The organism is Micromonospora sp. NPDC005161, from assembly GCF_053599855.1.
Genome location: NZ_JBSFYQ010000009.1, coordinates 43503 through 64782 on the forward strand (window position 1 = coordinate 43503; position 21280 = coordinate 64782).

A 21280-nucleotide genomic window follows, 5' to 3' on the forward strand; every position below is an offset into this window, starting at 1 on the left:
CATCAAGGACCCCGATGGCCTCGACCGTGACCCCCACGGTGGACGACACCCCGCCCCCGGCGAGCACCCGCCGCGAGCGGAGCGGCTGGTACATCTACGACTGGGCCAACTCCGCCTTCCAGACCACCGTCATCACGGTGTTCCTCGGCCCGTTCCTCACCACGGTCGCTGAGCTGGCCGCCGGCTGCGAGCTGGGCGCGGACAGTTGCGACGGCTACGTGCACCCGCTGGGCATCCGGGTGGCCGCCGGCTCGTACTACCCGTACCTGATCTCGCTGTCGGTGTTTCTCACCGTGTTCGTGCTGCCGATCATCGGCGCGATCGCCGACCGGTCCGCGCACAAGAAGCGGCTGCTCGGCGGCGCGGCGTTCACCGGCGCCGGCGCGACCATGGCGATGGCCTTCGTCACCGGCGACCGGTACCTGCTCGGCGGGGCGCTGTTCCTGGTCGCCAACATCTCCTTCGGCGCGGCCATCGTGGTGTACAACTCGTTCCTGCCACAGCTCGGCGGCCCCGACGAGCGCGACGGCATCTCCAGCCGAGGCTGGGCGCTGGGCTACCTCGGCGGCGGCCTGCTGCTGGCGTTCAACCTGGTCGCGGTCACCCTGCTCAGCGAGGACGACAACCCGCAGCGCACCCTGGACCTGGCCCGCTGGTCGATCGTGTCCGCTGGCGTGTGGTGGGCGGCGTTCACCCTGGTGCCGCTGCGATGGCTACGTGAACGCCCCACCGCGGCGGCGCTGGCCCGCGGCGGCAACGTGCTCACCGACGGGTTCCGGCAGCTCGGCCGCACCCTGCGTGAGGTCAAGGCGTACCCGCTGACGCTGTTCTTCCTGCTCGCGTTCCTGGTCTACAACGACGGCATCCAGACCGTCATCACCCTCGCCAGCCAGTACGGCACCGAGGAGCTGCGGCTGGAGCAGAGCACCCTGATCATCACCATCCTGCTGGTGCAGTTCCTCGCCTTCGGTGGCGCGCTGAGCCTCGGCGCGTTGGCCCGGCGCATCGGCGCCTGGAAAACGGTGCTGCTCAGCCTCGTGCTCTGGACCGGTGTGATCATCGGCGCTTTCCGGCTGCCCGCCGAGGCGCCGGTGCCGTTCATGGTCCTCGGCGCGGCCATCGGCCTGGTCCTGGGCGGCAGCCAGGCGCTGAGCCGGTCGCTGTTCAGCCAGCTCATACCGGCCGGCAAGGAGGGCGAGTACTACGGCTTCTACGAGATCAGCGACAAGGGCACCAGCTGGCTCGGCCCCCTCGCCTTCGGCCTGGTGTTCCAGCTCACCGCCTCCTACCGAGTGGGCCTGGTCTCCCTCCTGATCTTCTTCGTGGTCGGGTTCCTGCTCCTTCTGGCCGTGCCGATCCGCCGGGCCATCGTCGCGGCCGGGAACACCCCGCCCCGGGTGCTCTGACCCCGCCCGCGCCGGGCTGATCGGCCCTGGTCGATCAGATAGGCTGCCCGACCGTGACCGACGACGCCGCTGCCGCCCCGACCTGCCTGGCCCACCCGTTCCCCGGCCAGCCGCACGCTCCGGCCGGGTGCGCGGCGGCGCGCGGGCTCGACGGGCGTCCGGTGCACGCCGCGGCGTTGAAGTTCTTCTGGGGGCCGATGGACTGCGGCAAGTCCACCATGGCGCTGCAGATGAACTACAACCACGCCCGGCAGGGCCGGCGCGGGCTGGTCACCACCCGCATCGATCGGTCGCTGGGCCCACAGGTCACCACCCGCATCGGTCTGGCGCACGAGGCGATCGAGGTCACCGACGACCTGGACCTGCGGGCCCTGGTCCGGGGCCGGTGGGCCGAGGGGGAACGCGTCGACTACCTGATCTGCGACGAGGCGTGCTTCTACACCGTCGAGCACGTCGAGCAGATGGCTGAGCTGGTCGACAGCTACGACGTGGACGTGTTCGCGTTCGGCCTGGCCACCGACTTCCGGTCCTGCCTGTTCCCCGCCACCCAGCGGCTGTTCGAGCTGGCCGACGAGGTGGCCCGCATCCAGGTCGAGGTGCTCTGCTGGTGCGGCCGGGAAGGGCTGCTCAACGCCCGGGTGGTCGACGGCCGGGTGGTCCGCGAGGGCGCGCAGGTCGTCATCGGCGACACGGTCGACACCGCCGAGGTGCGCTACCAGGTGCTCTGCCGGCGGCACTACCGCAGCGGCGACCTCGGCCCCCGCGACTGACCAGCGGCGGTCAGGCCCGGTCGTCTCGGGCGGCTGCCGCGGCCCGGCGCTCTCCGCCGGCCCGGCCTCGGTCGACCAGGATGACCGCGACGGTCACCACCAACGCCGCCGCCGCGCACACCGCCACCGGCGACTCCAGTTCCACGCTCACCGGTACGAGTGCCAGCAGCAGCGCCACCGCCGCGATCCGGCTGGTCGGCCGGGCCCGCCACAGCACCGCCCGGTAGGCGGCGTGCCCGGCGAGGAACAGCGCCGGACCGCCCAGGATGAACAGCGCGGCGACGGTGTCGGCGGGCGCGCCGGGCTCGTGCAGCAGCCGCTCGTCGCCCGCCGAGGTGACGACGATGCCAGCGACCATCACCGGGTGCAGATAGTTGAACGCCACCCGACTCAACCCGCCGGTGCGCTCACCGGCGCGGACCACGACCTCCGTCGCCGCCGAGGCTGAGCGGGCGAAGTACACCCACCACAGCGCCACCGACCCGGCGAACGCCAGCACGAACGCCCCGGAGGTCACCATGCTCAGCTGCTGCGCGAGGGTGCTCCCGGTGACCAGGATCGACTCGCCCAGGGCGATGAGGATGAACGCCTGGCACCGCTCAGCCAGGTGCCCGCCCTCCACCTCCCACCGCTCGGCGCGGGTACGCCCCAGACCGGGCACGGGATACCCGATCGACAGGCCGACCACGTCACACACGATCGCCGTCGCCCACAGCGCCTCGCGGACACCCTCGCCACCCAGTCCTCCGAGCACCACGAGCGCCGACGTCCCGGCGAACCACGGCAGCGTCTTCTGAAACCCGTCGACCAGCAACGGATGGCCCCGCACCGCCCACAGCGCGAACAGGGTGCGGCCCACCTGCACCGTCACGTACACCAGGGCGAAGAGCAGGCCGGTACCGGCGAACGCCCCGGGGATCGCTGCCGACAGCAGCAGGCTGCCCAGCATCAGCCCGATCAGGAGTGCCCGCACCGGCGCCCGGTCCGGGTGCAGCCAATTCGTCACCCAGGCGGTGTAGACCCACACGAACCAGACCAGCGCCAGCAGCAGCGCGGTGCGGGCGGCGCCACGCCAGTCCGCGTGTTCGATCAGATAGTGCGCCAACTGGGTGATGGTGAAGATGAAGACCAGGTCGAAGAAGAGCTCCGTCGAGGTGGTCGGCTCCACCCCCCGACGCTCGCGTAGCAACCAGGGGCGCACCGGCCTCGCGACCGGCGGCTCAGAAGGGGTCACCGCAGACCCGCCAGTCCCCGCCCTCGCGGACCACCGGCAGCCGCCGTTCCTCGCTGAGCCCGCCGTCGCGGGTCAATTTTACTGTCACCGTGCCGTGCGGCCGACCGCCACTGGTCGCCACCGACACGTCGGTGATCTCGTAGTCGGTCACCATCGGCGGCGTACGTACCCAACTGGTGAAGCCGATCGCGCTCCATCGGCTGCGGGCGTCCGCGCAGAGCCGCTCGTATGCCCCGTCGCTGTCGCCGAGGGTCACCTCGCTCAGGAAGCCGTCGGCGGTCTCCCGGATCGGGCCGGCGGCCTGGCGTACGGTCTGCAGGTTCCAGGAGGCCAGCCCGGCCACCCCGACGCAGCACAGCGCCACGCCGATCCCGGCGAAGGCCAGCCCGGTGCGCATCGGGCGGTGCCGCCGGGCCGGTCGGCTGTACGGCTGGCCGGCACCCACGACTACCGACCGTAGAGAATTCCGTCACAGTCGAGCACGACAAGTCGGAAACTGGGTGCGACCGGTGGGCTGCTGTGCCCTGTTCCCGGCGACCACGGATCGTCTACCGTCGTCGCACACCCCCACAGCAGTGCCAGGGAGCCGATCGATGAGCCGCTTCGTGCAGCCGGTACCACCGCCCTCCGACCCGTACGCCGGTGACGCCCTGCTGCGGTCCTGGCTGGAACGTCACCTCGGCCCGGACGGGCACGCCGCCGCGAAGGGGCGCCTGGCCGACCTGGCCGCCGACGTCACCGGGCCGCTGCGCGCCGCGCACGCCGACGCTGAGGCGCACCCGCCGACGCTGGTCCGCTACGACCCGTGGGGCGCCCGCGTCGACCGCATCGACACCTCCGCCGGCTGGCAGGCGCAGCGTGCCGCCGCAGCCCGGCACGCCGTGGTCGCGCTGCCCTACCTGCCGGACGCGCGCGGCACCTGGGGTGCGGCCGCGCGGGTGGTGCAGCACGCCCTGCTGCACCTGTACGGCCCCGAGTCGGCGACGTTCTCCTGCCCGGTGGCGATGGCCGACGGGGCGGCGGCGCTGCTGAGCCTGCCCGATGTCGACGCCGGGGTCCGCGACGCGTGGCTGCCCCGGCTGGTCTCCACGGACCCGGCCACGGCCATCACCAGCGGGCAGTGGATGACCGAGTCGCAGGGCGGTTCTGACCTGGGGCGCTCCAGCACGGTGGGTCGGCCCGCCGCGGACGGTTCGTGGCGGCTGACCGGGGAGAAGTGGTTCTGTTCCGCCGCCGACGCGGCGATGGCGGTGGCGCTGGCCCGCCCGGAGGGCGCCGGCCGTGGCAGCCGCGTACTCGCCCCGTTCCTGGTCCCCCGGTACGCGGCCGACTCGCCCCTGGCCGCCGGCGCCGCGGCGGACGCGCCGGCGCCGGGCGTCACCGTGCACCGGCTCAAGGACAAGCTCGGCACCCGGGCGCTGCCCACCGCCGAGATCGGCCTGCACGACGCGTACGCCGTGCCGCTGGGCGACCCGACGGTACCCGGCCTGGTCCGGGCGATGACCCTGGTCGTGGTGACCCGGGTGCACAACGCCGCCGCGGCGGCCGGGGGGATGCGGCGCGGGTTGGCGTACGCCCGGGCGTACGCCAACGCGCGTCACGTCGCCGGCGGCGCGCTGGCGTCCTCGCCGCTGCACCGGGCCACCGTGGGCACCCTCGCGGTCGACGCGGCGGGTGCGTTCGCCCTGGCCGGGCATTCGTTCGCGCTGCTCGGCCGGGTCGAGGTCGGCGGCGACCCGGCGGCCGCGGCGGAGCTGCGCATCGTGGCGCCGCTGGCGAAGCTGGCCACCGGCCGGCTCGCCGTCGGTTCCGCCAGTGAGTACGTGGAGAGCTTCGGCGGGGCCGGTTACGTGGAGGACACCGGCGTGCCCCGGCTGCTGCGCGACGCGCAGGTCCTGCCGATCTGGGAGGGCACCACCAATGTGCTCGCCCTGGACGTGCTGCGCGCGTTGACCCGCGAGGACGCCGGGGCGCCGCTGCTGAGCCGGCTCGCCGCCGCCGTCGACCTGGCCCGGCCACTGTCACCGGCGCTGGCCGACACCCTGGCCACGACCGCCGCGCAGCTCCGCGACACCATCACCGCGGTGACCGCCGACCCGGGGGCCGAGGCGGTGCTCGCCGGTGCCCGCGGCCTGGCGCTGCGCCTGGCGTACGCGCTGACCACCGCGCTGCTCGTCGAGCACGCCGCGTGGGGCGACGAGCAGGCGGAGTTGGCGGCCCGGCTGTGGGCGCGGCGTTGGCTGCGGCACGAGGAGATCGCCGAGGACGCGCACCACCACCTGGACCTGCTCTGCTGAGCGGGCGAGAAACACCGGCGTACCTGACACTGGTTGGCAGGTACGCCGGTGCAGACTGCCAGCATGACAACAACCGCCGACCTCGCCATGGTCAACCTGGACAGCTCCGACCCGGCCGCGCACGCCGCGTTCTACCACCGGGCCCTGGGCTGGGAGATCACCCACAGCCAAGCCGAGTACGCCATGATCAAGGGCGGTGGCGTTTCCATCGGCTTCGGGCTGGTCGAGGGATACCGGCCGCCGTCCTGGCCGGACCCGGCTGGTGGTAAGCGCTACCACCTCGACCTCTACGTCGACGACCTGGCCGCGGCGGAGAAGGAGTTCGTCGAGGCCGGCGCGTCGAAGCCCGAGTTCCAGCCCGGCGGCGACGGGTGGGTGGTGCTCATCGACCCGATCGGGCAGCCGTTCTGCATCTGCCCCCGCCCGCAGGGCTGAGCACCCGCGCCCACGGCCGCGCGGCGTGTCAGCGCAGCGGACCACGGGCGACGGCGGCCCGCATCGTCACCGCGTCGCCGACCGGGACGTACTCCAACCACCAGGTGGCGCCTGCCTCGGCGAGTTCGCCGAGGTAGGCCCGCTCGGCGCGTTCGTCCGGTCGGCGCCTCCGGCCGCCGATCGCCACGTCGAACGGCTGGCCGTCGGCGCGGGTGGGTGGCAGGGTGCCCACCAGCTCGCGTACCTCATCGGGGGTGAAGTCGGACCACCCGTCGGTGTCGGTGAGCTTGTAGGGCACGATGCCGTCGGCGCGGGCCGCCCGCCGCCGCACCGACCCGGCCTGGGTGCTGCCGCCGACCCAGACCGGCACCCGGGGCGACTGCACCGGCGGCGGCCGCAGCGCCACCGCGTCCGCGCGGTAGTGGGTGCCCTGGTGGCTGACCGGCGCTCCGCTGAGCAGCCCGGTCAGCAGGTCGAGACCCTCGTCGAGCATGGCGGCCCGGACGGCCACCTCGGTCGGCTCGCCGAACGCGGCCAGGCCTCGGTCGCCCGGGTCGCCGACGCCGACCGCGACCGTGGCGCGCCCCGCGCTGAGGTGGTCGAGGGTGAGCACCTCACGGGCCAGCTTCGCCGGGCGGCGCCGGGGCAGCGCGGTGACCGTGGTGCCCAACCGCACCCGACCGGTGCTCACGGCGATCGCCGTGAGCACCAGCCACGGGTCGTAGGTGGGCGGGTCGTCGCCGGAGTAGTGGACGAGATAGTCCTCCAGGAACACCCCGTCCCACCCGGCGCTCTCGGCGAGCTCACCCAGCTCGACCAGGGTGGACACCGTGACGGAGGCGCCGCCGCAGGGAAGCTCCAGACCGTGTCTCATCCATCGACCGTAGTGCGGGGGTACGACCCTCAGCCGCGGCGGCGGGACCGGGCCGCCCACACCACGTACGCCGGGTCGCGGTCGAGGTTGTGCCGGTCGCGGTCGTAGCGGCGGGTGGTACGGGGGTCGGCGTGGCCCATCGCGTCCTGCACGTCCTCCAACGGGACGCCCTCGGAGCGGGCGGTGGTGGCGAAGGCGTGCCGCAGCGAGTGTGGTGACAGCTTCGCCCAGGCCGGGATGCCGGCGGCCCGGGCCAGCCGGCGGACCATCCGGAACACCGAGTGCCGGTCCAGCCGGGCGCCGCTGGCGGTGACCAGCAGCGGCCCGGTCAGCTGCGGCACCGGCACGCCGGTGGCGGCGGCCCGCTGGGCCAGGTAGGCGTCCACCGCGTACCCGGTGCCGGGGGTGAGGGCACGTCGGCGCTGCTTGCCGCCCTTGCCGACGAAGCGCACGCTGCGGTGCCCGCGCTCGGTGCCCAGGTCGGTGAGGTCCAGTGAGATCAGCTCGCCGACGCGCAGACCCAGGTCAGCCAGGAGGGCGATCGCGGCCCGGTTGCGGGCGGCCGTCGGGCCGGTGTCGGCGTCGGCGGCGCTGAGCAGCGCGTCCACCTCCTCCGGGGTGAGCCCGACCGTGGCGGAGTGGTCCCGGTCGACGCGCGGCCGGTCCGCGCCGCCGACCGGATTGGCCGGCACCGCGCCGAGCTTGACGAGGAAGTCGTACCAGCTGGACAGCGCGGAGAGCCGGCGCGCCACGGTCGCCGGGGTCAGTGGCCGACCACTGCGCGCGCCGAGGGTGGACTCCAGGGCACGGGCGTACTCGTTGACGTGCAGGAAGTTGGCCCGCAGCGGATCCAGGTCGCGGCCGGCGCACCAGCTGAGCCAGCCGGTGACGTCGCGCCGGTAGGCGTCGCGGGTGTGCGCGGACAACCGGCGGTTGCGCAGCCACGCCTCGGTGACGTCGACCGGCCCGCCGGGCAGGGCCGGTCGGGCTGTCGGGCGGGCGAGCACCGGAGCGTCGGAGGACACCATGTGAAAAACACTCTCAGCTCGGGGTGGGTTGGCCGGGAAGGCGCGCCGAGACCACCGGCCCCGGTCGGTGTCGGGGCGCGGCGGGCCGGCTACCGTCGGGCGGTGCGTGCCAGTCGGCTGGTCTCCCTGCTGCTGCTCCTGCAGACGCGGGGGCGGATGACCGCTGCGGAGCTGTCCGAGGCCCTGGAGGTGTCGGTCCGGACGGTGTACCGGGACGTGGAGTCCCTGGGCGCCTCCGGGGTGCCGGTGTACGCCGAGCGCGGCCCGGCCGGCGGGTACCGGCTGCTCGACGGCTACCGCACCCGGCTGACCGGGCTGACCGCCGGTGAGGCCGAGGCGCTGTTCCTGGCCGGTGTGCCAGGACCGGCCGCGGAGCTGGGCCTGGGGTCGGTGCTGGCCACCGCGGAGCTGAAGTTGCGGGCCGCGCTGCCGAGCGACCTCACCGACCGGGGCGGGCGGATCCGGCAACGGTTCCACCTGGACGCGCCGAGCTGGTTCCGCGAACCCGAGCCCACCCCGCACCTGGCCGCCCTGGCCGGCGCGGTGTGGGAGGACCGCCGGATCCGGGTGCGCTACCAGCGGTGGCAGCAACCCCGGGAGGTCACCCGCACCCTCGACCCGCTCGGCGTGGTGCTCAAGGCCGGCCGGTGGTATCTGGTCGCCGCGGCGGCCGGACAGGTACGCACCTACCGGGTGGGCGCGATCCTGGACCTGACCGTGCTGGATGAACCCGCCGACCGGCCGCCCGGCTTCGACCTGGCGGGCTGCTGGCAGGAGCACACCGAGCGCTACGAGAGCAGCGTCTATCGCGCCGAGGCACGGGTGCGGATGACCGTGGCGGCGCTGGCGCGGACGGTGCACCTGTTCCCGCCGGCGATGAGTCGGGCGGCGCGCGACGCCGCCGGCGCTCCGGACGCGGACGGCTGGTTGGTCACCACCGTGCCGATCGAGTCGGTCCGGCACGGCCACGTCGAGATGCTCAAGCTCGGCGCGCAGGTGGAGGTGCTCGCACCGGCCGAGTTGCGTGAGCTTGTCGCCGGCACCGCGCACGCGCTCGCCGCGCTCTATCCACCGACCCCCGGCACGGGAGAGCCGAGCTGCTTCTCGAACCAGTGCTCGGCGTACGGGCCGTGCGAGAACGCCGGGATCTCGACGTAGCCGTGTCGGGCGTACAGGGCGCGGGCCTCGACCAGGTCGTTGCGGGTGTCCAGCCGGATCCGGTCCACCCCGGCCGCCTGAGCCCGCTGCTCGACGGCGGCCAGCAGCGCGGCGCCCCCACCGGCGCCGCGATGTGCGGGGCGGATGAACACCCGGGTCAGCTCGGCCCAGCCCGGCTGCCACCGCAGCCCGGCGCAGCCGGCCAGGTCCTCACCGCGGTGGGCGAGCAGGAGCAGGCCGGTCGAACCCGCCAGATCGTCGTCGGGCATTTCGGCCAGCGCCCGATCGACCTCGCCGGGCAGCGCGGGGCGGCGGTGGTAGCGGACCACCATCTCCGTCATGTACTCGCGGAGCAGCAGTGTCGCGTCGGGCTGGTCGGGCTGGACGGCGGTGGTCACCCAGGTGGGCCGGAGTGTGCTGGTCACCTGTCGATCATCAGCACCCGGTCAACGGATTATCCGCCGTCCGGCCCGGACGCTACCGGCGAGGGGCCGGCAGCAGGGCGATCAGCGCGACCGCCACGGCCAGGTGCGTCGCACCGAGGGTCAGCTTGGCGCCGGCGGTGGCCTCGGTGCCGAGCAGTGGGCCGAAGGACAGCAGGGTCACCAGGGCTGCCAGCGAGATCCAGATGACGCGGGCGGTGCGGGGGACGAACCGCTCCAGCAGGGCCAGCGTCGCCCAGCCCAGCAGGGCCGCGCCGAGGGCGATCCCGAAGATCTCACCGGGCCCGATGACCAGGGCGGGTTGCCCCGGGCTCTCGACGGTGTAGTCGACCCCGGCGGCCTCGCCGATCCCCCAGATGGCCAGGCAGGCCACGACGGCGGCGGCGACGCCGAGGGTGCGGCGGCGCAGTGACGACGTGGTGGCAGTGGTGGTGACGGATGGTTCGGCGGTCGCGCTCATACGGGCTCCTCGGTCGCAGGGAAACGAACGAGTGCGACCGTATCAGATAGTCTTGGACGGGACTATCTGCTTCGGGATCAACATCCGGAGCGACCGCCGGGCGCGTACGGGGAGGAACTGGCCAACGGGCCGCTCACCAGCGCGGTGAGCGCGCGCAGGAAGGTCTCCCGGTCCTGCTGGGGCAGCGTGGCGAGGAGCTCGTCCTGGATGCGCCGCACGACCTCCTGTGCCCGCTCGAGGATCTGCTCGCCCGCCGGCGTCACGGAGACCAGGCGGGCCCGACGATCCGTCGGCGCGGGACGACGCTCGGCGAGACCGGCCCGCTCCAGCTGGTCGAGGGTGACGACCATGGTGGTCTTGTCCACCCCGCACCGTTCGCCGATCTGCCGCTGGGTCAGGTCTCCGGTGCGGGCCTGCGCCAGCACGTAGTGCGCCCGTGGTGAGATGCCCAGCTCGGCCAGGCCGGCGGCGTGCTCGGTCTGGAGCGCGTGGCTCGCCCAGGAGAGCAGGAACAGCAGGTCGGGCGGGCCGTCGGCAGGCGAGCAGGAGGTCATGCAGGGAGGCTAACAAGATGCTCCGCGACGGGACTGTTCGCGGGCCGGACGATCAGGACCGTTGGTAGATGCCGTGTTCACGGGTGAGCAGCTGCTCGTCGATGAGGTAGCGGCGCAACGTGGCGTGATCCGACCCGCCGGCGGTGCACCACGGCTTGAGCGCCTCGTCCACGGCGCGCTCCGGGTAGCGTGTTCCCGGCTCGAACGACCGTTCCGCGATGTGCGCCAGCAGGACCCGCCGCCGACCGCGTTGCGCCGGCAGGCCTACCAGCACATCGGAGCGCAGGAACGTCCGCAGCACCGGGTCGTCGGCCGGCTCGGCGTCGTCTGCCGGACGGCGTTCGCGCGCCGCCGCCCGCAGCGACACCTCGTCGGCCGCGAGCGCGCCGTCAGAGCCCGTCACCAGGCCCGCGTCGGTGAGCCGGCGGACGCCGGTGAGCACCGTCCGCGGCGGCAGGCCGGTCCGCTCGGCGATCTGGGCCGCGCTGGCCGCACCCAGCACGATGGCCGCGAAGACCCGCCGGCGCCCGTCGTCGGCCAGGGCCCCGGCCAGAGCGTCCGCTGTCATGTCGGTCACCCTTTCATCGACGGTACGCCGACCGCCAGGCGATTTTCCGGTGCGTCCGGGCTCAGTCGGCCGGTTGCTCGGCGACGAGCAGCACCCGGCGCAGCAGGTCGGAGAGCAGCCGCCGCTCCGCAGGGGTGAGCGCGTCGAGCAGCCGGTGCTCCTCGGCGCCCCGGACGTCCATCGCCCCGTGCCACGCCGCCCGGCCGGCGTCGGTGAACTCCACATCGACCCTGCGCCGGTCGACTGTGGACGGGGTCCGCCGCACGAAGCCGCGCTCGACCAGGCTGTCGACCCGCGCGGTGATCGAGGCGGGCGCCATCGCCAGATCCGCGGCGAGTTCCGAGGGCGCGGCACGTCCCTGCCGGCCGGCGAGCGCGTGGAGCGTGTCGTACTCGTGTGCTGGCAGGTCGAAATCCACCAGGACCCGCTCCTTCACGGTGCGCAGGTGACGGGTCAGGACGCCCATCCGGGTCACCGCCCCTTCGACGTCCGGGTCGAGGTCGGGCAGGACGGGCAGCCAGCGCTCGACGTGCCCGTCGACGGAGTCGTGGGTGCTCATCGCCAGAGCTTACCGCACCGAAATATTCATTGCCGGAATATTCGGTGTCGAAGTACCTTGGGTCGGTGACCTCTCCTCTGCGCACCCGCTCCTTCCGGCTGCTGTTCCTGGGCCGGACCGTCTCCGCGGTCGGCGACGCCGTGGTGCCCGCCGCCCTGGCCCTGGCCGTACTGCGGGCCACCGGTTCGACCGGCGCGCTCGCCGTCGTCCTCGCCGCGGCGATGGTTCCCCGGCTGCTCCTGCTGCCACTCGGCGGCGTCGTCGCCGACCGGTTCGACGCCCGCCGGGTGGCTCTGCTGGCCGACCTGGTCCGCTGCGCGACCCAGCTCGCGGTCGGCGTGGAGCTGCTCGGCGGCGAGCCGTCGCTGACCACCGTCGTGGTGGCCTCGGCGCTCGGCGGCACCGCCTCGGCGTTCGCCATGCCGACCGCCTCCCCGCTGGTGGCCGGCACCGTCGAACCGGCCGCCCGGCAGCGGGCCAACGCCCTGATGGGGATCACCGCCAACACCAGCCGGCTCGCCGGCCCGGCCCTGGCCGGCGCCCTCATCTGGGCCGCCGGGCCCGGCTGGGCGTTCATCATCGACAGCGCGTCGTTCGCGCTCAGCGCCACGCTGCTCGCGCTGGTCCGGATCCGGCACGTGCCGGTGCCCCGCCGCTCCGTCCTCGCCGACCTGCGGCACGGCTTCGGCGAGGTGCGAGCCCGCGACTGGTTCTGGACCAGCCTGATCGGGCACGGCGTCTGGAACGGCGCCGCCGCCGTCCTGATGACCCTCGGGCCGGCCATCGCCATCGACCGCCTCGGCGGCGAGGCCACCTGGGTGCTGCTGTTGCAGGCCGGCGCGATCGGCATGCTCACCGGGTCGCTGCTGGCCGGGCGGATCCGACTCCACCGGCCGGTCCTGCTGGCCAACCTCGGGCTGGCCAGCTACGCCGCGCCACTGCTGCTGCTCGCCGTCGCCGCGCCCGCCCCGGCGGTGATCGTCGCCTACGGGGTCGCGCTGACCGCCCTCGGTTATCTCAACCCGGTCTGGGAGACCGTCGTGCAGCACCAGTTCCCGCCCGAGGTGCTGGCCCGGGTCACCTCGTACGACTGGCTGGCGTCGCTGGGCGCCGTGCCGCTGGGTTACGCCCTGGCGCCACTGGCCGCGGACACCTTCGGGGCACCCGTACCGCTGGCCGTCGCCGGCCTGCTGGTCCTGGCCGCCTGCGCCGGCACCGCGCTGGTCCCCGGCGTGCGCCAGCTCACTTGGCCGGCGACCACGGCACCGCGACCGGTCGAACCCGCCGTCGCCGACGCGCGGTGAGCGGGTTCGACCGGTCGCCGGGTCATTCTCCGGTCGGCCCACCCGCGAGCTCGGTCACGATGTCGAGGTGGCCGAGGTGGCGGGCGTACTCCTGGAGCAGGTGGAACAGCACCCGCTCCAGCGACGCGGGGTCGGCGCCGTCCCATCGCGGGCCTAGCGCGCCGATCTCCGCCAGGTCGTGGGCCGTCACCACCTCGCTGGTGTGCGCACCCTGCGCCCGCAGCGCCGCCACCAGATCCGAGCGGGTCTCCTCCGGGGCGACGTACCAGCGATCCCCCCGGCGGTCACCCCACGGCTCGGGGACGTCCCGGCCCTGGAAACCCCACTCGATCCAGCGCAGCTCGACGTACCGCAGGTGCTTGAGCAGCTCCAGCGGTGCCCAACCCGACGGCAGGCCGCTGCGCCGCAGCTCCGACTCGGCCAGCGCCGACACCTTGGTCAACACGGACTCCCGGAAGTAGTCCAGGTAGCGCAGGAAGACCTCGGTGCGGCTGCCGGCGGGGCTCGTGGGCTCGGGGAAGGGCGTGGTCATCGGCCCATTGTGCGGGGCGGGTCAGCCGGCGGGCAGGTCGCGCCCACGCTGCTGGACACCGGCGGCGCCATACGGATAGTCACCCACCGGTGGGGCGCTCGCCTCGTCCAGCAGCCGGCTCTGCTCGGCGTCGAGGACCAGGTCCGCGGCGGTCAGGTTGTCGTCGAGCTGCGCCGTGGTGCGCGCCCCGAGGATCACCGAGGTGACCGCCGGACGGGCCGCCAGCCAGGCGAGCGACACCGCGGACATGGACACGCCCCGCTCGCCGGCAACCTGGCTGACCGCGTCGATCACCCGCCAGGTGCGGTCCTGGGCGTTGCGGCCCGCGTACGCCTCGACGCCGCGCTGCGGATTCTCGCCGAGTCGGGTGGCCCCGGTGGGCGTGCTGTCCCGCCGGTACTTGCCGCTCAGCCAGCCACCGCCCAGCGGCGACCACGGCAGGATGCCGATGCCCTCGTTCTCACAGACCGGCACCAACTCGAACTCGATCTCCCTGGCCAGCAGGTTGTACTGCGGCTGCAGGGTCACGATCGGGGCGAGGTTGAGGTGCTGGCTGAGCAGGGCGGCCTTCTGCAACTGCCAACCGGTGAAGTTGCTGACCCCCGCGTAGCGGATCTTGCCCGCGCGGACCGCGTCGTCGAAGAACCGCAGCGTCTCCGGCAGCGGGGTCAGCGGGTCCCAGGCGTGCGCCTGGTAGAGGTCGACGGCCTCGACGCCGAGTCGCCGGAGGCTGGCGTCCAGGGCACGGGTGAGCTGCACCCGGGACAGGCCGGCGTCGTTCGCCCCCGGGCCCATCGGGAACCGCCCCTTGGTGGCGATGACCAACCGGTCGCGCAGGCCGGGCCGCGCGGCCAACCAGCGGCCGACGATCTCCTCGGAGACCCCGGCGGAATAGACGTCGGCGGTGTCGATGAACGTGCCGCCGGCCTCCACGAACCGGTCCAGCTGGGCGAAGCTGCCCGCCTCGTCGGTCTCCGCGCCGAAGGTCATCGTGCCCAGACACAGGGTCGACACCACCGTGCCGGTGGCGCCCAGAGTGCGATAGCGCATGTCTTCCTCTCGGTCGAGCGACCTTGCCGATCTTGCCACCGCCGCCCTGGCCTCGACCGCGGGGACGGTCGCTTGCGGGACCCGGGCCCCGAGGCGAGAGGAAGGTGACTCGTCCGTCCGCAAAAACCTTGGGGCCGTTCGTCCTGTTTCATCACTCAGGAAACCTAGTGGGGTGTTTGGGGGCTTTTGCGTCTCTCATCCTGTCTCGCCACCCGGGACACGGATGGGCTGTACAGTGCTGTTTGCCGGCTAAATCCTGTTTCATCACTCAGCGGGCGATCGTTCCGTTCGACCGCTAACAGCCCATATTTCGGGATATGCGAATGACGAAACTCCCGTCGTAGCCTGTGTCGCGAACCAGGACATACGCCAACAAGCTCCCCATAACCTCGATCGGTGGCTGTTCACATGTCTTTCGATGGGTTGCCAGATCGCCCTCAGCACGTTCTGCCCGCTGTCCTGTCCCGACCCATCGAACCGGTGTTCGTGGACGACACTGGCATCCGCCGCCGCCGGATTCGACGCGCGGGCGTGCTGGTCGCAGTCGCCTCGCTGAGCTACCTGCCGATGGCCGCGACCGCCCTGCTCCCCGGTCCGCCGGCGCCTACGCAGCCCGCTCCACTGTCCGTCGGCGACCCAGGCGGCGCGCCCGGAGAACAGCCTCACGCGACGCCGTCGCCGCTCGGCGAGCCGTCTCCGAACCGCACCCCGGAGCCGGCGGAGACCGTGGACGGTCCAGAACTTCCGGCCGACCCGGCACCGGACGATTTGGCGCCGATCACCGCGCCGTCGATCAATTCGCCCGATCCCGAGCCCGAACCCAGCCAACCGACCGACGTTCTCCCGACCGGTCGTCCGACTACCACCCCAATGCCCCCGACCTCGCCGCCGGCCCCGCTGCCCGAGGGCTCGACACCGCCCGTCACCGCCTCGCCGACCATGTCCACTCCGGCCGAGCCAAGCCCCGGACCCGTCGCGACCCGGCCGATCACGCTTGAGCTCGCGCCATGGGTGGCGGGATGATCCTGGTGAACCGTCACCGCCGCGCCGGTGACCGCCGCGCCGGCGGCATCGGCCGGGGGACCAGCCGGTTCGTCTGCGCCTCCCTGGTGACGGTGGTGATCTGCGTGCTGCTGGTGGAGGCGTACGCCAACGCCAGCTTCAGACCCGATCACGTGCGGGAGGCCGAGGACCAGGGCACCGTCCCGGCCGATGTTCTCAACGGCGGGCCGGTAATAGATGCCCGGTACGACCAGCCCCGCTCCTACCGCCTGCCCGCGCGGACCCTCGCCCTCACCTTCGACGACGGGCCGGACCCCGTCTGGACCCCCCGGGTGCTGGACGTCCTGCACCGACACCGAGCCCCGGCCACCTTCTTCGTGATCGGATCGCAGGTGGCCAGGCACCGGGACCTGGTCCGGCGGTCCGTCCAGGAGGGTCACGAGCTCGGCGTGCACACCTTCACCCACCCGGACGTGAGCTTGCTGCCGGGATGGCGACAACGGATGGAGTACGCGCAGACCCAGATGGCGATCGTGGACGCGGCCGGCGTCCGGGCCAGCCTGCTGCGCTTCCCCTACTCCTCGCTGCCCAGCGCCGTCGACGACGCGCACTGGCCGGCCATCCGGGGGGCCGGCCGGCTCGGCTACCTGACGGTGGTGAACGACGTCGACAGCGAGGACTGGACCCAGCCTGGCGTCGACGCGATCGTGCGGAACATGACGCCGGCCGACGGAGCGGGAGCCGTGGTGCTGCTGCACGACGCCGGCGGAGACCGGTCGCAGACCATCGCGGCGCTGGACCGGTTCATCCCGATGATGCAGGCGCGTGGCTACACCTTCACCACGGTCAGCGACGGGATGAACCGGGCACGGCAGGGCGCGGCTCCGTTCGTCGGCAACGCCCCCGCGTCGACCGTGGACCGCTGGCGGGCCGCACCCGTGGTGTGGGCGATCCGGCTGGCGGACTCGATCCTGCGCGGGCTCGCCCTGCTCTTCGTCGTGGTCGGGGTCCTCGTCCTGGCCCGGACGCTGCTGCTGCTCCTGATCGCCGGCAGGCTCGCCCGGCGCAGACGGGCGCACCGCTGGCCCTGGGGAGCGTTCGACGCACCGGTGTCGGTGATCGTGCCCGCGTACAACGAACGAGCCGGAATCGTCGCCACGGTCCGTTCGCTGGTGGCCAACGACCACCGGGACATCGAGGTGATCGTGGTCGACGACGGTTCGACCGACGGCACGGCAGACCTCGTCGACTCGCTGGGACTGGATGGCGTCCGGGTGATCCGCAAGCCCAACGGCGGCAAGGCCAGCGCCCTCAACACCGGGCTCCTGTACGCCTCGCACGACATCATCGTGACCGTCGACGCGGACACCGTCTTCGAACCGAATGCGATCCGACGGCTGATCGAGCCGTTCAACGACCCGCGGATCGGCGCGGTGGCCGGAAACGTCAAGGTCGCCAACCGGCGGCGGCTACTCGGCCAGTGGCAGCACATCGAGTACGTCATCGGCTTCAATCTGGACCGTCGGTTCTACGAGAGGCTGGGCTGCATCGCCACAGTCCCGGGAGCGATCGGGGCCTTCCGCCGCCGCGCCCTGGTCGGCGTCGGGGGGATGAGCGGTGACACCCTGGCCGAGGACACCGACGTCACCATGGCGGTTCTCCGCGCCGGGTGGCGGGTGGTGTACCAGGACCGCGCCCGCGCCTGGACGGAGGCACCCGCCACCGCGCGCGAGCTGTGGCGGCAGCGCTACCGGTGGAGTTACGGCACCATGCAGGCGATGTGGAAGCATCGGGGCGCGGTGTTCGATCGGGGCGCCTCGGGCCGATTCGGCCGGCTCGGCCTGCCGATGCTCGCCCTCTTCGGCGTGGTGCTGCCACTGCTCGGTCCGGTGCTGGACCTGCTCGCCCTCTACGGCCTCTTCTTCCTGGACACGAAGAAGACCGCGGTGGCCTGGGTGGCGATGCTGGTCGTCCAGGCGGCGACCGCCGCGGTGGCCTTCCGGCTCGACCGGGAACGGATGCGTCCGCTGCTGACCCTGCCGATCCAGCAGTTCGCCTACCGCCAGCTGATGTACGTGGTCCTGGCGCGGTCCGTGGTGACCGCGGTGACCGGCTCGCGGCTGGGCTGGCGCAAGCTCAAGCGGGCCGGTGACGTCGTGGACGACAACCGCCTCGCCGTGTCCCCGGCGACGGCCGGACGCGAGGGGCGCGACCGCTGGTTCGACGCGCTGCGGGCGCTGGCGCTGGCTCGGGTCATCACGTACCACATGTTCGGGGCCGCCTGGCTGAGCATCGCCTTCCCCGCGATGGGCGTGATGTTCGCGCTGGGCGGCTCCCTGATGGCCAGTTCGCTCGACCGCTCACGGCAGCGGGCGGTCAGCGGCCGGCTCCGGCGCCTGCTACCGGCGCTGTGGGCCCTGGGCATCGTGCTGCTGCCCCTGATGGCCTGGCACGGCTGGTCCGACCGTCCGGCCTGGCCGGCGCTGTTGAACTGGCTGGTCCCGGTGGTGCAGCCGCCAGGCAGCGCGTGGGCGGCGGACGTCACGGACGTGCTGTGGTACCTCGTCGCGTACCTGTGGTTCGTGCTGCTCTCCCCCGCGGTGCTGACGCTGTACCGACGCTGGCCGGTGTGGTCCGTGCTCATGCCGCTGGCCGGCGTGGTCCTGCTGCAGACCGCGGCGCCGGCACTGGGCGGGCCGGTGGATTCGGTACTGACCGACCTGGCCACGTTCGGCGCCTGCTGGCTCCTGGGCTTCGCGCACCGCGACGGTCAGCTGCAACGGCTTCCACTTCGGTCCCTGCTGGCCCTGGCGGCGCTGTGCCTGGGACTCGCCGTCGGCTGGCTCGTCACCCACCCGGGCGCCGGGCTCGACCTCAACGACATCCCGGTGGCGCAGGCATTCTGGTCGCTCGGAATCGTGCTGCTGCTGTTGCGGGTGTCCCCACCGATGACCTGGCTGGCCCGGATCCGGCCACTCGACCGGCTGGTCACCGGGTTGAATAGCCGGGCCCTGACCATCTACCTCTGGCACAACGCCGCCATCGCGGTCTGCTTCACCGTCGGTGACCTGCTCGGGGTCTGGCGACTCGGCATGCTGGGCTACCTGGTGGTGGCCCTGGTGCTCCTCACCGGCCTGGTTCTGGCCCTCGGTTGGATCGAGGACCTCAGCGCCCGGCGGTCCCCTCGTTTGCTGCCCTGGCCCCGGCCGCAGCGAACAACAGGGCGGGATCGGGCAGTGCAGCCGGCTTCGGGGGCTGCCGTGGCCGATGAACAGAACGTTCCAGAAGTGCGCCACGAACACGCTCGGTCAGTACTGACGTGAGCGTTGTTCCAGGCGCGAAAGCACGCCGCGACGGCATGGCCGGAAACGACACGGCCCGGCTGAGCCGCCGCCGGCGGGAGACGGTGATGGGGGTGATCACCGTCGGCCGGCACGGGCCTCGCCTCCTACGGGCCCGTGCCGGCCACCCCAACAGAAGGCACAGTGAAGCGACCGCGACGGCGAGGTGCCGGCGAGGTCCGGGCCAGCAGGCTTCTGCCAGCCCGGTTAACAGAGAGGAGAAGGTGATGTGGCAGCTGCCCACACCGGCAGAGCAGGAGCTGTGGAACGCCGTGGTGGCCGGGGTGCGAGCGGCCAACCAGAAGGACCACGCGCAGTTCCAGACTTCCGTCGACCGCCTCCTGCGGCTGCCCCACGCGTGGGCGCACCAGGTCCTCAGGGACACCGCAGGGCTGCTCGCCGAGGAGCTGGACCCGGACGGGTGGGACCGGTGGTCGCTGCTGGCCGTACTGCTCCCTGGCGGTCACCGACCGCCGGTCACCGACCTACCCGGCGAACCGGAGCACACGCGGCATCGACTACTGCTCATCGCCCAGCTGGCGGACGCCGCGCAGGTCGGCGTCGGGGCATTCGTTGACGTCGCATTGGGCAAGAACAAGCGGGCTGGTGGAACTCTCGCCGTATCGGTCCCCCACTGCCGGACCGGGCGCTGACGCCCGAAGCAGCCAGATGGAGGGCGTGAGCAGCGCGGTGGATCGGTGATGATGGGTGCGTGAGCGAACCCGGCACCGCCACCGACCGCCCCCACCAGCCGGCCCCAACGTCCCCGCCGCCGGGGCCATCGACGCCCGGCCCCCGCACGCTCGGGCCGTGGCTGGTGGCCGCGGCGGTCAGCGTGACGCTGCTGGTGCTCGCCGGCCGCTACGGCTATCACCGCGACGAGTTGTACTTCCTGCTCTGCGGCCGGCACCTCGACTGGGGCTACGTCGACCAGGGTCCGCTGGTCCCGGCGCTGGCCCGGCTGCTCGACACGATCGCGCCGGGCAACCTGGTCGTGCTGCGCACCCCGTCGGCACTGCTGGCCGGTGGTGCGGTCCTGCTGGTCGCCGCCATCGCCCGGGAGCTGGGCGCCGGCCGGGGCGGGCAGAGCTTCGCGGCGCTGCTCGCCGGGCTGTCCGGCATCGTGCTCGCGGGCGGGCATCTGCTCAGCACCACCACCGTCGACCTGCTGGCCTGGCTGGCCGCCGTGCTGTGCGCGGTGCGGCTGCTGCGCACCGGCGACAGCCGGTGGGCGCTCGGCATCGGGCTGGCACTCGGCGTGGGCATGCTCAACAAGCTGCTGCCCGCGCTGCTGGCCGTGGGCCTGATCGCCGGGGTGGGCATCGCCGGGCCGCGCCGGCTGCTGCGCGACCGGTGGGTGCTCGCCGCCGCCGGGATCGCGGCGCTGCTGGCCGCGCCGAACCTGATCTGGCAGGCCGCGCACGGCTTCCCGCAGCTGTCGGTGGCCGCCTCGATCTCCGGTGGCGACAGCTCCTACAGTGGCCGCCTCGACGCGCTGACCCTCCAGTTCGTCATCATCAGCCCGTACGCGGTGCCGATCTGGATCGCCGGGCTCGTCGCGTTGCTGCGCCGCCCGGCGTGGCGGGCGTACCGGGCGGTGGGCTGGTCGTGGCTGGTCGTGGTCGGCATCGTGCTGATCGCCGGCGGGAAGGGCTACTACGACGCGCCGCTGCTGCTGGTCCTGACCGCCGCCGGGGCAACGGTCATCGCCGCCTGGGCGTCGCGCGGTGCGGTCGGGCCGCGCCGGAGTCTGCTCGCGCTGGGCGCGGTGCCGCTGTTGCTACCCAACATCGTGCTGCTGCCGGTGCTGCCGGCCGACCGGTTGCCCGGCTTCGTGGTGGACGTCAACTACGACGCCGGTGAAACCATCGGCTGGCCGGCGTTCGCCGACTCGGTCGCCACCGTCCACCGTGGCCTGCCACGGCAGGAGCGCTCGCGGACGGTCATCCTGACCGGCAACTACGGCGAGGCCGGCGCGCTGGCCCGCTACGGCCCGGCCCATGATCTGCCCCGCGCGTATTCCGGGCACAACAGCATGGTCGACTTCGGCCGACCACCCGCCGACGCCGACGTGGTGATCGTCGTCGGGTGGGAACGCTCCGCCCCGCTGAACGCCTGGTTCGACGAGTGCGCACTCGCCGGGCGGGTGGACCAGCGGGTCGAGGTGGACAACGACGAGAACGGCGGCCCGATCTTCGTGTGCCGGGGGCTGCGGCGTCCGTGGGCGCAGATCTGGGACACCGAGGTACGCCACGCCGGCTGACG

At 73.0% G+C, this 21280-nt stretch carries 21 protein-coding genes; 9 read left to right on the forward strand and 12 right to left on the reverse strand.

Annotated features, from left to right (window positions below; genetic code table 11):
• Positions 1-14: 14 nt before the first annotated feature.
• The gene (locus ACWD5O_RS11305) at positions 15-1406 is read left to right on the forward strand and encodes an MFS transporter (RefSeq protein ID WP_450085188.1); all 1392 of its coding nucleotides are present in this window, start codon (positions 15-17) and stop codon (positions 1404-1406) included.
• A 53-nt stretch (positions 1407-1459) separates the two neighbouring features.
• Entirely contained in the window at positions 1460-2176 is a 717-nt protein-coding gene (locus ACWD5O_RS11310) for a thymidine kinase (RefSeq protein WP_121652894.1), read from the forward strand.
• Positions 2177-2186: 10 nt separating this feature from the next.
• On the opposite strand, the gene ACWD5O_RS11315 is transcribed toward ACWD5O_RS11310, so the two are convergent.
• Both ACWD5O_RS11315 and ACWD5O_RS11320 read right to left on the reverse strand, forming a co-directional pair.
• Complete coding sequence (locus ACWD5O_RS11315) at positions 2187-3344, reverse strand: low temperature requirement protein A (protein ID WP_450085189.1); 1158 nt, start codon at positions 3342-3344, stop codon at positions 2187-2189.
• A gap of 52 nt (positions 3345-3396) precedes the next feature.
• Positions 3397-3855 (reverse strand): Rv0361 family membrane protein, encoded by a 459-nt coding sequence (locus ACWD5O_RS11320; protein WP_354965175.1) that lies wholly within the window; start codon positions 3853-3855, stop codon positions 3397-3399.
• Between the two features lie 148 nt (positions 3856-4003).
• On the opposite strand from ACWD5O_RS11320, the gene ACWD5O_RS11325 reads away from it, so the two are divergent.
• Complete coding sequence (locus tag ACWD5O_RS11325) at positions 4004-5707, forward strand: acyl-CoA dehydrogenase family protein (protein ID WP_450085190.1); 1704 nt, start codon at positions 4004-4006, stop codon at positions 5705-5707.
• Positions 5708-5770: 63 nt separating this feature from the next.
• Positions 5771-6142, forward strand: a complete 372-nt coding sequence (locus ACWD5O_RS11330; RefSeq protein ID WP_354965177.1) for a VOC family protein — start codon at positions 5771-5773, stop codon at positions 6140-6142.
• Between the two features lie 28 nt (positions 6143-6170).
• Here ACWD5O_RS11330 and ACWD5O_RS11335 read toward each other — a convergent pair whose 3' ends face one another.
• Entirely contained in the window at positions 6171-7016 is an 846-nt protein-coding gene (locus ACWD5O_RS11335; RefSeq protein ID WP_450085191.1) for an LLM class flavin-dependent oxidoreductase, read from the reverse strand.
• 29 nt (positions 7017-7045) lie between these two features.
• A complete protein-coding gene (locus tag ACWD5O_RS11340) occupies positions 7046-8044 on the reverse strand; it encodes a tyrosine-type recombinase/integrase (protein ID WP_450085192.1) in 999 nt (332 codons plus the stop codon).
• A gap of 102 nt (positions 8045-8146) precedes the next feature.
• On the opposite strand from ACWD5O_RS11340, the gene ACWD5O_RS11345 reads away from it, so the two are divergent.
• Positions 8147-9202 (forward strand): helix-turn-helix transcriptional regulator, encoded by a 1056-nt coding sequence (locus ACWD5O_RS11345; protein ID WP_354965180.1) that lies wholly within the window; start codon positions 8147-8149, stop codon positions 9200-9202.
• Here the strand turns inward: ACWD5O_RS11345 and ACWD5O_RS11350 are convergent.
• The 5 genes from ACWD5O_RS11350 to ACWD5O_RS11370 all read right to left on the reverse strand — a co-directional run bounded on the left by ACWD5O_RS11350 (position 9109) and on the right by ACWD5O_RS11370 (position 11786).
• Entirely contained in the window at positions 9109-9627 is a 519-nt protein-coding gene (locus ACWD5O_RS11350) for a GNAT family N-acetyltransferase (protein ID WP_450085193.1), read from the reverse strand. The two genes, ACWD5O_RS11345 and ACWD5O_RS11350, sit on opposite strands and share 94 nt — an antisense overlap.
• A gap of 52 nt (positions 9628-9679) precedes the next feature.
• Positions 9680-10105 (reverse strand): DUF6069 family protein, encoded by a 426-nt coding sequence (locus ACWD5O_RS11355; protein WP_450085194.1) that lies wholly within the window; start codon positions 10103-10105, stop codon positions 9680-9682.
• A gap of 77 nt (positions 10106-10182) precedes the next feature.
• The gene (locus tag ACWD5O_RS11360) at positions 10183-10659 is read right to left on the reverse strand and encodes a MarR family winged helix-turn-helix transcriptional regulator (protein WP_450085195.1); all 477 of its coding nucleotides are present in this window, start codon (positions 10657-10659) and stop codon (positions 10183-10185) included.
• Between the two features lie 52 nt (positions 10660-10711).
• Entirely contained in the window at positions 10712-11227 is a 516-nt protein-coding gene (locus ACWD5O_RS11365) for a DUF2087 domain-containing protein (protein WP_450085196.1), read from the reverse strand.
• A gap of 61 nt (positions 11228-11288) precedes the next feature.
• Complete coding sequence (locus ACWD5O_RS11370; protein WP_450085197.1) at positions 11289-11786, reverse strand: MarR family winged helix-turn-helix transcriptional regulator; 498 nt, start codon at positions 11784-11786, stop codon at positions 11289-11291.
• 65 nt (positions 11787-11851) lie between these two features.
• Between ACWD5O_RS11370 and ACWD5O_RS11375 the strand changes: the two genes are divergently transcribed.
• Positions 11852-13090, forward strand: coding sequence for an MFS transporter (locus ACWD5O_RS11375; protein ID WP_450085198.1), 1239 nt, complete (start codon positions 11852-11854; stop codon positions 13088-13090).
• Positions 13091-13112: 22 nt separating this feature from the next.
• On the opposite strand, the gene ACWD5O_RS11380 is transcribed toward ACWD5O_RS11375, so the two are convergent.
• The 3 genes from ACWD5O_RS11380 to ACWD5O_RS11390 form a co-directional block, all read right to left on the reverse strand.
• Complete coding sequence (locus ACWD5O_RS11380) at positions 13113-13622, reverse strand: mycothiol transferase (RefSeq protein ID WP_450085199.1); 510 nt, start codon at positions 13620-13622, stop codon at positions 13113-13115.
• A gap of 21 nt (positions 13623-13643) precedes the next feature.
• Positions 13644-14672 (reverse strand): aldo/keto reductase, encoded by a 1029-nt coding sequence (locus tag ACWD5O_RS11385; protein ID WP_450085200.1) that lies wholly within the window; start codon positions 14670-14672, stop codon positions 13644-13646.
• A 662-nt stretch (positions 14673-15334) separates the two neighbouring features.
• Positions 15335-15712, reverse strand: a complete 378-nt coding sequence (locus tag ACWD5O_RS11390) for a hypothetical protein (RefSeq protein WP_450085201.1) — start codon at positions 15710-15712, stop codon at positions 15335-15337.
• Here ACWD5O_RS11390 and ACWD5O_RS11395 point away from each other — a divergent pair.
• The 3 genes from ACWD5O_RS11395 to ACWD5O_RS11405 all read left to right on the forward strand — a co-directional run bounded on the left by ACWD5O_RS11395 (position 15692) and on the right by ACWD5O_RS11405 (position 21278).
• Entirely contained in the window at positions 15692-18997 is a 3306-nt protein-coding gene (locus ACWD5O_RS11395; RefSeq protein WP_450085202.1) for a glycosyltransferase, read from the forward strand. The two genes, ACWD5O_RS11390 and ACWD5O_RS11395, sit on opposite strands and share 21 nt — an antisense overlap.
• Before the next feature lie 245 nt (positions 18998-19242).
• Positions 19243-19668, forward strand: coding sequence for a hypothetical protein (locus ACWD5O_RS11400; RefSeq protein WP_450085203.1), 426 nt, complete (start codon positions 19243-19245; stop codon positions 19666-19668).
• 59 nt (positions 19669-19727) lie between these two features.
• Positions 19728-21278 (forward strand): ArnT family glycosyltransferase, encoded by a 1551-nt coding sequence (locus tag ACWD5O_RS11405; protein ID WP_450085204.1) that lies wholly within the window; start codon positions 19728-19730, stop codon positions 21276-21278.
• The last annotated feature ends 2 nt before the right edge of the window (positions 21279-21280 follow it).

Coding starts and splice junctions, on each gene's coding strand:
- ACWD5O_RS11305 (WP_450085188.1), top strand. CDS start 15: ATGGCCTCGACCGTGACCCCCACGGTGGACGACACCCCGCCCCCGGCG.
- ACWD5O_RS11325 (WP_450085190.1), top strand. CDS start 4,004: ATGAGCCGCTTCGTGCAGCCGGTACCACCGCCCTCCGACCCGTACGCC.
- ACWD5O_RS11330 (WP_354965177.1), top strand. CDS start 5,771: ATGACAACAACCGCCGACCTCGCCATGGTCAACCTGGACAGCTCCGAC.
- ACWD5O_RS11335 (WP_450085191.1), bottom strand. CDS start 7,016: ATGAGACACGGTCTGGAGCTTCCCTGCGGCGGCGCCTCCGTCACGGTG.
- ACWD5O_RS11340 (WP_450085192.1), bottom strand. CDS start 8,044: ATGGTGTCCTCCGACGCTCCGGTGCTCGCCCGCCCGACAGCCCGACCG.
- ACWD5O_RS11355 (WP_450085194.1), bottom strand. CDS start 10,105: ATGAGCGCGACCGCCGAACCATCCGTCACCACCACTGCCACCACGTCG.
- ACWD5O_RS11360 (WP_450085195.1), bottom strand. CDS start 10,659: ATGACCTCCTGCTCGCCTGCCGACGGCCCGCCCGACCTGCTGTTCCTG.
- ACWD5O_RS11365 (WP_450085196.1), bottom strand. CDS start 11,227: ATGACAGCGGACGCTCTGGCCGGGGCCCTGGCCGACGACGGGCGCCGG.
- ACWD5O_RS11370 (WP_450085197.1), bottom strand. CDS start 11,786: ATGAGCACCCACGACTCCGTCGACGGGCACGTCGAGCGCTGGCTGCCC.
- ACWD5O_RS11380 (WP_450085199.1), bottom strand. CDS start 13,622: ATGACCACGCCCTTCCCCGAGCCCACGAGCCCCGCCGGCAGCCGCACC.
- ACWD5O_RS11385 (WP_450085200.1), bottom strand. CDS start 14,672: ATGCGCTATCGCACTCTGGGCGCCACCGGCACGGTGGTGTCGACCCTG.
- ACWD5O_RS11395 (WP_450085202.1), top strand. CDS start 15,692: ATGATCCTGGTGAACCGTCACCGCCGCGCCGGTGACCGCCGCGCCGGC.
- ACWD5O_RS11400 (WP_450085203.1), top strand. CDS start 19,243: ATGTGGCAGCTGCCCACACCGGCAGAGCAGGAGCTGTGGAACGCCGTG.